Raw genomic sequence first — 8305 nt, forward strand, 5'->3', positions numbered from 1 at the left:
TTATTTTCCATTGGTCAACGAGCAAGGAGGTAGTGATGTCGAGTCATTCCAGCAAGCAGGCACATACCTCTTTGTTATCGTTGTGCTGGTCAGTGCGATTTTAAACGCGGCCTATTATCTCCCGATTATTTATGCTGCTTTTTTTAAAGTTCCCAGCGATGAGGATATAAAAAAAGACGAGGCGCACTGGATGATGCTTTATCCTTGCATATTCTGTGCTGTTTGCATAATTTTATTGGGAACTTTTGGGGTATTTATAACAGGGTATATATCCAACATCTTTTAATGTCTCAAACCCATTTATCGTGTCTTTCATAAAGCGTAGGGGGAGGATGGGTTTAACGAATCATTAAATGGCAGTAGGGGCTCGTAAGTGTGGGACGCTCCTTTTTAGGGGAAGGTTTGTTTCTCAATCGGGCTTCTCTGTTAGCCTAGTCAAGAAACACCCGAACCCGTGCGAGATAGGCTCCCTTTAGGCGAGGATTTCTAGGGGAGCGCTATTAGTTAAGCTGTTCAAGCAGCGCGAAGATCTTATCCACGTTGACCAGAAACGCTTTGGGGTCGAAGATGGCGTCAAGCTCGGCCGGGCTAAGCTTTGCGGCAACCTCCCCGTCGGCAAGGAGCTCTTCTTTGAAATCGCCCCTATCCTGCCAGGTCTTCATGGCCGAGCGCTGGACGATCGCATAGGCATCTTCACGGCTCATGCCCTTTTCGATCAGGGCCAAAAGAACCTTCTGGGAGAAGAAGAGGCCACCCGTCTTGTTCAAGTTGGCCTCCATGTTTTTGGGGTAGACGGTAAGGTTTGAGATGAGCCAGATCATCTTGGTCATCATGTAGTCGAGCAGGCTGGTGCTATCGGGCACGATGACCCTCTCAACCGATGAGTGAGAGATGTCTCTCTCATGCCAGAGGGCCACATCTTCGAGAGCTGCCTGAGCGTTGCCCCGAATGACCCGGGCAAGACCGCTGATGCGCTCGGAGATTATCGGGTTCTTCTTGTGAGGCATGGCCGATGAACCCTTCTGCCCCTTGGCGAACGGCTCCTCAGCTTCCAATACTTCGGTCCTCTGCAGGTGGCGAATCTCGGTTGCCATCTTATCCAGAGTGGAGGCGAGGATGGCAAGGGCGCACATATATTCGCCGTGGCGGTCGCGCTGCAAGACTTGGGTCGAGACTTCGGCAGGTTTAAGACCAAGCTTCTTACAGACGTATTCCTCCACGAAGGGATCAATGTTGGCGTAAGTGCCGACCGCCCCGGAGATCTTGCCATAAGATATCGTCTCCTTGGCCGCCTCCAAGCGCTTGATATTCCTCTCCATCTCGAAAGCAAAGAGGGCAAGCTTTAAGCCGAAGGTGGTCGGTTCGGCATGGATGCCGTGAGAGCGGCCAATCATGATGGTCTCTTTATGTTCGACGGCCCGCTTCTTTAGAACAGCTTTGAGCTCTTTTGCATCCTCTATCAAGATTTCGATGGCTTCCTTCATTAGAAGGGAGAGTCCGGTATCGACCACGTCCGATGAGGTCATACCGAAGTGAATATACTTGGCGCTCTCGCCGACGAACTCTTTTACCGACGTCAAGAAGGCGATGACGTCGTGATGGACCTCGGCCTCGATCTCCTCTATCCTAGCCACCTCAAAGGCGGCCTTATTCTTTATCTCGCCCACCGCCTCTTTGGGAATGACGCCGAGCTCAGCCTGGGCCTGGCAGGCGAGTATCTCTATTTCGAGCCACTTTTTGAACTTATTTTCCAGGCTCCAAATGGCGGCCATCTTGGGGCGCGTATATCTATCTATCAAATGATTTCTCCTTTGATCGAGAAGACTTGGGCCTTACTTAGAGAGGGCAGACTTAAAATCGGCTACCGCCTTGGCGATGGCCGGATCGCTTAGGGCAAGCATTTGAGCGGCTAAAATCCCCGCGTTCTTGGCTCCGCTAACGGCCACGGTTGCCACCGGAACCCCGCTTGGCATCTGGACCATCGAAAGGAGCGAGTCCATCCCGCCAAAATCCTTGGAATAGATGGGCACCCCGATGACCGGAAGGCTGGTGTGAGCGGCAACGACACCGGCCAGATGAGCGGCCTTGCCAGCCCCGCAGATCAAAACCTTTATCCCCCGCTCCTTTGCGCTCAAAGCATATTCGCTGACGCGGGCCGGATTTCTGTGAGCCGACATGACATTAACTTCGAAGGGGACGCCAAGCTCGCTCAAAGCCTCTTCAGCTCCCTTCATCACCTCGGCATCTGACGAACTTCCCATCAAAATCCCAACCAAAGCTTGCTCCAATTCTCCTCCTAATAATTTACTCTTTGTAATTTACGGCCCGAAGGGCAATATCCTTGCGATAGAATATGCCCTCAAAACTGATCTCCTTTATCGCCTCATAGGCGAGCCTTCTGGCATCCGCAAAATCGCTGCCCAGCGCCGTCACGTTCATGACCCGCCCGCCGTTGGTAACGAGCCGGCCGCTCTCTAGGGCGGTTCCGCCGTGAAAGAGAAGGGCGCCGTTCTTTAAACTCATCTCGCTCGCCCCTTCGATGAGGAGACCCTTTTCGTAGTCGCCCGGATAGCCCTTGGAGGCCAGAACGACAGAGACGCAAGGCTCGCTTTTCCAGTCGATCTTCTTGATGTCTTTCAGCCTGCCCTCGGCCACGGCCAGCATTATCTCGAAGAGATCGCTCTTCATCCGGGGCAGGATGGCTTGAGTTTCGGGGTCGCCGAAGCGGCAGTTGAACTCGAGCACTTTGGGACCGTCTTTAGTTAAAATGATGCCGCCATAGAGGACGCCGCTATACTCGATCCCCTGCTTGGCAAGCTCGGCAACGACCGGTTTGATGATCTCTTTGACTATCTTTTTGGCCGTCTCTTCGCCGACGGAAGGGACGGGAGAATATGAACCCATGCCGCCGGTATTTGGCCCCATGTCGCCGTCATAGACGCGCTTGTAATCCTGGGCGCAGACCATCGGGATGACGGTCTCGCCCTGGACGAAGGAGAGGAGGGAGAGCTCCTCGCCCTCCAAGAAATCCTCTATCAAGACTTGCTCTCCGGCCAAGCCGAATTTCTTATCTATCAAACAGGTCTTAAGGGCCCAGAGGGCCTCCTGCATGTCTTTGGTTATGATGACCCCTTTGCCGGCGGCCAGACCGTCGGCCTTGATGACCAAGGGGAAATCGGACTCATTGACGCAGGCGGCGGCCTCATCGTAGTCGGTAAAGATCTTGGAAGCGGCCGTGGGAACATTGCAGGCTTCCATAATCCGCTTGGCAAAGATCTTGCTCCCTTCCATTTGAGCGGCCGCTTGGCTCGGGCCAAAAACTTTCATGCCCCGCTCGGCAAGAAGATCGGAAAGGCCTAAAACTAGCGGGCCTTCCGGACCGATCACGGTCAGGTCTATGACATTATCTTTGGCAAAATCGGCGATGGCTCGGGTATCTTCGGAAGGGATGTAAATATTTTCGGCAATTTGAGCGGTGCCTCCGTTCCCGGGGGTGCAGAAGATCTCATCGACCAAAGGGCTCTCTTTAAGCTTCCAGACGATGGCGTGCTCGCGGCCGCCGCTACCGACCACCAAAACCTTCATCAAATCCTCCAAAAGATCGAGACCGGACGGGTATCCAAAGGGGAGCTGGTAGTCACTCCCAAGTAAAATTCTACCATTAATCCTTAAAGATTATCTGTTTTCTCTTGGGACCGACCGAGATCATATTTATTCTGACTTTACCGAGCTCCTCTATCATTTCCAGGTAATCTGTCGCCGCTTTGGGAAGATCAGAATAGCTCTCTATCTCGCAGAGGCTCTCCTTCCAGCCCGCCGCTTCCTCATACATCGGCTTTGCCTTATGAACGATGGTCTGGTGAGGCGGAAAACTATCGAAACGCTCCCCTTCGTATTCATAGCCGACGCAAATCTTGATCCGGTCGAACTGGGAGAGAACGTCCAGTTTGGTCAGGGCGATTTCGGTCAGGCCGTTGACCATATTGGCATAACGCAAGATGACCGCATCAAACCAGCCGCATCTTCTGGGCCGCCCGGTCGTGGTGCCGTATTCGCCGCCCTTCTCGCGGATGAGATCGCCGATCTCATCGGCCAGCTCGGTTGGAAACGGCCCCGAGCCGACCCGGGTCACATAGGCCTTAACCACTCCGACCACCTTGTCTATCCGCCCTGGCCCGATGCCCGCTCCGATGCAGGCCCCGCCGCTAACCGGCGAGGAGGAGGTAACGAAGGGATAGGTACCATGATCGATATCGAGCAGGGTCCCTTGGGCCCCCTCCAGAAAGACGTTTTTGCCCTCATCGAGGTAGCGGTTGATGGTCAGAGCCGTATCGTCTATGTGCCCTTTAAGACGCTCGGCGTAAGCGGAATAATCGCCTATTATCCCTTTGGGCTCGAAGGGCTCCAGGCCGTATATCTTGGTCAAGAGCTCGTTCTTCTCGTCCAAGGCGACTTTGAGCTTTTCGGCAAATATCTTCATATCCAGCATATCTTGAACCCGAAGGCCAAGGCGGCTCATCTTGTCGCCATAGGCCGGACCGATCCCCTTTCTGGTCGTTCCGATGTTAGCCTTGCCCAGTTTGAGCTCGCGGGCTCCATCCATGACCAGATGATAGGGCATGACCAGGTGGGCATTGCAACTGACCAGAAGTTTTGAGGTATCGACCCCTTTAGCTTCGAGACCGTCCAGCTCCCCGATCAATACCTTGGGGTTGACCACCACCCCATTTCCGATGATACAGGTGATGTGGGGGTAGAGTATCCCCGAGGGGATGAGGTGAAAGCGAAACTCGTTATCGCCGTCGATGACGGTATGGCCGGCGTTGTCGCCGCCCTGGTATCTGACGACCACATCCATCTGATCGGCCAGAAGATCGGTTATCTTGCCCTTGCCTTCATCGCCCCATTGGGCTCCTATCAAAACGGTTGCCGGCACTAAAAAACCTCCATTTTTTTAAATGAAACTATTTGATCGAGGCGGCGATGGCTCTGGCCGCCGCGACTCCCGAGACCGAGGCCTGAACCAAACCCCTGGTGATGCCGGCCCCATCCCCGATGGCATAGAGATTCTTGACCTCCGTCTCGAAGGTGGGCCTAAGCTGCAGGCGGGAGGAGTAGAACTTGACCTCGACGCCATAGAGCAAGGTATCCTTGGAATTTATGCCGGGAGCAACCTTGTCCAAGGCCTCGATCATCTCCAAAATATCACATATATATCTATAAGGCAGAACGAAGCTTAAGTCGCCCGGGGTCGCCTTGAGCGTCGGGGTGACCAGGCTCTGGGAGATCCTGGCCCCGGTCGAGCGCCTTCCCCGCTTGAGATCGCCCAGGCGCTGGATGATAATCCCGCCGCCGAGGAGATTCGCCAGGCGAGCGATATGCTTGCCGTAGGCAATCGGCTCTCGGAATGGATCGGTAAAGGCCGTGCTAACAAGCAAGGCAAAGTTGGTGTTGTCCGTCTTTCTATCGGCATAGCTCTGGCCGTTGACCGTCACCACGTCGCCATAGCTCTCTTTGGCCACCTCGCCGTTTGGACAGACGCAAAAAGTCCTCACCTTATCATCGAACGATCTCGAGTAGTAGACCAGCTTGGGCTCGTAGAGATATTTGGTAATCGGCTCCATCACCGAAGCAGCCGTCTCGATCCTGAGGCCGATATCGACCGCGTTCATATTGAGCCGAAGGTTAAGACGCCTGGCCTCTGACGAGAGCCAGTCTGAGCCGACCCGCCCTGGGGCAACCACTACCGCTTTGGCCCAAATCATCTCTCCGGATGCCAATCTCACCCCTTTAAGCAGGCCATTTTCGACCACGATCTCTTGAACGTCGGCGCCGGTTCTGGTCTCGATCTTTTGGTCCAGAGTCTCCTTCATCGCCTTCATGATGTCTCTGGCCTTCTCGGTGCCCATGTGTCTTATTTTGGCCGGAATCAAAATCAATCCGGCCAGCTCAGCCTCGTGGTGGAGGCGCTCTATCTCGGCCTGGTCGGTGCCATGCTCTTTTTCGGCGGCCCCGTAATTCAAATAGACCGAATCGACGTACTCGATCAGCTTATCCAGAGAGTCTCTAGACATATACTCGCCGAGCCAGCCCCCGAACTCGGAGGAGAGAGTCAGCTTGCCGTCACTGAAGGCGCCGGCTCCGCCCCAACCCGATGTCACGGCCTCATAATAGCCCTCGGCCTTATCCTCAAGACGAGCCGATCTCGCCTCGATATCCTGACCCTTCTCAAGCACGAGGACCTTTATATTATCTTTCTTAGCAAGCTCAAGTGCGGCAAAAATACCGGCCGGCCCGGCCCCAACTATGACTACGTCGTATTCCTTCACCGCGGCTCCCCCTCAAATAGTAAGCTTAAGACGCCTCTTAAATCTGCCAAAGATGAGGTTTGGTTTAATCGTAGCCCTTGGCCAGGTTGACGAACCTGGTATATTGCTCCAAAAAGGCCAGCTTAATAGTACCGGTCGGGCCGTTCCTATGTTTGCTCAAGATGACTTCGGCGATACCCTTCTCGTCGGAGTCGCGATTATAATAGTCGTCGCGGTAGATGAAGATGACGAGATCGGCGTCCTGTTCTATGGCGCCCGATTCCCGAAGGTCGGAGAGTAGGGGCCGCTTGTCGGTCCTCGATTCGACGGCCCGAGAGAGCTGAGAGACGGCAATGACCGGAACGTCCAATTCGCGCCCGAGTATCTTAAGCGACCTTGAAATCTCGGAGATCTCTTGCTGGCGGCTCTCGCTTCTGGTTCTCGACTGCATGAGTTGCAAATAATCTACGACGATCAGACCTAGTTTATGCTTGGCCATCAACCTTCTCGCCTTGGCCCTGACCTCCATCATGGTGATGGACGGGGTGTCATCTATATACAAGGGGGCCTCAGCCAAACGGCCGGCCGCAAAGGAGAGATCGCGCCAGTCCTCTGAGGCAAGCCGCCCTGAGCGCAGAAGCTGAACATCGACCCTGGCTTCGGAGCAGAGTAGCCGCTGGGCCAATTGCTGGCGGCTCATCTCCAAGCTGAAGATGGCAACTGGCGTCTTCTCCTCGATGGCCACGTGCTGTGCAATGGAAAGGACGAGTGAGGTCTTGCCCATACTGGGGCGGGCGGCGATGACGATGAGATCGGAGGGGTGCAGACCGCTCGTCTTCTCGTCGAGGTCGGTCAGGCCGGTAGGCAGCCCGGAGACGGCCGCCCCTCTCCTCTGAAGCTTCTCGATATGCTCGAAGCCCTCCTTCAAGAGCTCCTTGATATGGGCAAACTTTTCGCTTATTCGCCTTTTGGAGACAGAGAAGATTTTACTTTCAGCCTCATCGATCAGAAGGCCGATGTCATCGATGCCCTCATAACCCATGTTGACCACGTCTGTTGCGGCACGAATGAGCGATCTTATGACCGAGTTCTTCTCAACAATCTCGGCATAGTATTTGGCATTGGCCGCCGTGGGAACGACGTTAATCAGGGTGTGGATGTAGGCTCGGCCGCCGACCGCTTCAAGCTGACCTGTTGCCTCCAGCTCTTCGGCCACGGTTATCGGATCGACGGCCTCGCCCTTGGTATAGAGCGAGGTTATAGCCTCGAAAATTTTCTGGTGAGTGGGACGATAGAAGTCCTGAGCGCTTATTTTATCGGCGGTCTCGGCGATCACCTCAGAAGAGATTATCATGGAGCCTAGAAGCGACTGCTCCGCCTCGTTATTGTGGGGAGGGATCCTGTCTTTGAGCTGATCGTCAAGGATCTTCTTGACTCTGGGCGCGTTATCGGCCATCAAAGCTCCTTACTCGCTTACGAGTTCGATATCGATTTTGGCCTCTACTTCGGGGTGGAGTTTTATCAAGACGGGGCAGATTCCAATCACCCTGATATTATCCCTGATATCGATCTTCTTTTTATCCACCGTGACCGAAAACTCCTTTCCGATGGCGCTTGCGACATCCTTTGCCGTTATAGAGCCGTAGAGCTTGCCCTTTTCGCCCGCTTTGACTTTTATCTGCAATGATTTGCCGCTCAGCTTGTCAGAGATGGTTAAAGCTTCGGCCTTTATTTCGGCGAGCCCTCTCTCGTGGGCCGCCTTGCGTTTTTTGAGATCGGCCAGATTGGCCTCGGTCGCCTCGATGGCAAGTCCCTTGGCAAAGAGAAAGTTTCTGGCGTAACCTGGATTCACCTTGACCACGTCGCCCGGCTTTCCGAGTGCTTTGACTTCCTTTATCAATATCACATTCATGGGCTACCCGCCTACAAAATATGAACTTACAACATGGTGATTCCTACCTAACTGGTACTGTGATATGATACCTTTATGCTTGATA

General features: G+C 54.1%; 8 protein-coding genes. 1 reads left to right on the forward strand and 7 read right to left on the reverse strand.

Features of this window, described 5'->3' with window-relative positions; all coding sequences use genetic code 11:
* Nucleotides 1–286 (forward strand): hypothetical protein (locus tag QMD53_06480; GenBank protein ID MDI6800290.1); only part of this gene is annotated, 286 nt, incomplete at its 5' end.
* 214 nt (nt 287–500) lie between these two features.
* On the opposite strand, the gene purB is transcribed toward QMD53_06480, so the two are convergent.
* From purB to rplI, 7 genes are all read right to left on the reverse strand, one after another.
* Nucleotides 501–1799: an adenylosuccinate lyase gene (gene purB, locus QMD53_06485; protein ID MDI6800291.1), complete on the reverse strand. Its 1299-nt coding sequence runs from the start codon at nt 1797–1799 to the stop codon at nt 501–503.
* A 33-nt stretch (nt 1800–1832) separates the two neighbouring features.
* Nucleotides 1833–2261 (reverse strand): 5-(carboxyamino)imidazole ribonucleotide mutase, encoded by a 429-nt coding sequence (purE, locus tag QMD53_06490; protein MDI6800292.1) that lies wholly within the window; start codon nt 2259–2261, stop codon nt 1833–1835.
* 43 nt (nt 2262–2304) lie between these two features.
* Nucleotides 2305–3585 (reverse strand): phosphoribosylamine--glycine ligase, encoded by a 1281-nt coding sequence (gene purD / locus QMD53_06495; protein ID MDI6800293.1) that lies wholly within the window; start codon nt 3583–3585, stop codon nt 2305–2307.
* A 76-nt stretch (nt 3586–3661) separates the two neighbouring features.
* The gene (locus tag QMD53_06500) at nt 3662–4936 is read right to left on the reverse strand and encodes an adenylosuccinate synthase (GenBank protein ID MDI6800294.1); all 1275 of its coding nucleotides are present in this window, start codon (nt 4934–4936) and stop codon (nt 3662–3664) included.
* Nucleotides 4937–4964: 28 nt separating this feature from the next.
* Nucleotides 4965–6329 (reverse strand): FAD-dependent oxidoreductase, encoded by a 1365-nt coding sequence (locus tag QMD53_06505; GenBank protein ID MDI6800295.1) that lies wholly within the window; start codon nt 6327–6329, stop codon nt 4965–4967.
* A gap of 64 nt (nt 6330–6393) precedes the next feature.
* Entirely contained in the window at nt 6394–7764 is a 1371-nt protein-coding gene (dnaB, locus tag QMD53_06510) for a replicative DNA helicase (protein MDI6800296.1), read from the reverse strand.
* A gap of 9 nt (nt 7765–7773) precedes the next feature.
* Complete coding sequence (rplI, locus tag QMD53_06515; protein ID MDI6800297.1) at nt 7774–8220, reverse strand: 50S ribosomal protein L9; 447 nt, start codon at nt 8218–8220, stop codon at nt 7774–7776.
* Between the last annotated feature and the right edge of the window lie 85 nt (nt 8221–8305).

It is taken from the genome of Actinomycetota bacterium, assembly GCA_030017835.1.
Classification (GTDB): domain Bacteria; phylum Actinomycetota; class Aquicultoria; order UBA3085; family Oleimmundimicrobiaceae; genus Yes70-04.

Coding starts and splice junctions, on each gene's coding strand:
- purE (MDI6800292.1), bottom strand. CDS start 2,261: ATGGGAAGTTCGTCAGATGCCGAGGTGATGAAGGGAGCTGAAGAGGCT.
- purD (MDI6800293.1), bottom strand. CDS start 3,585: ATGAAGGTTTTGGTGGTCGGTAGCGGCGGCCGCGAGCACGCCATCGTC.
- dnaB (MDI6800296.1), bottom strand. CDS start 7,764: ATGGCCGATAACGCGCCCAGAGTCAAGAAGATCCTTGACGATCAGCTC.
- rplI (MDI6800297.1), bottom strand. CDS start 8,220: ATGAATGTGATATTGATAAAGGAAGTCAAAGCACTCGGAAAGCCGGGC.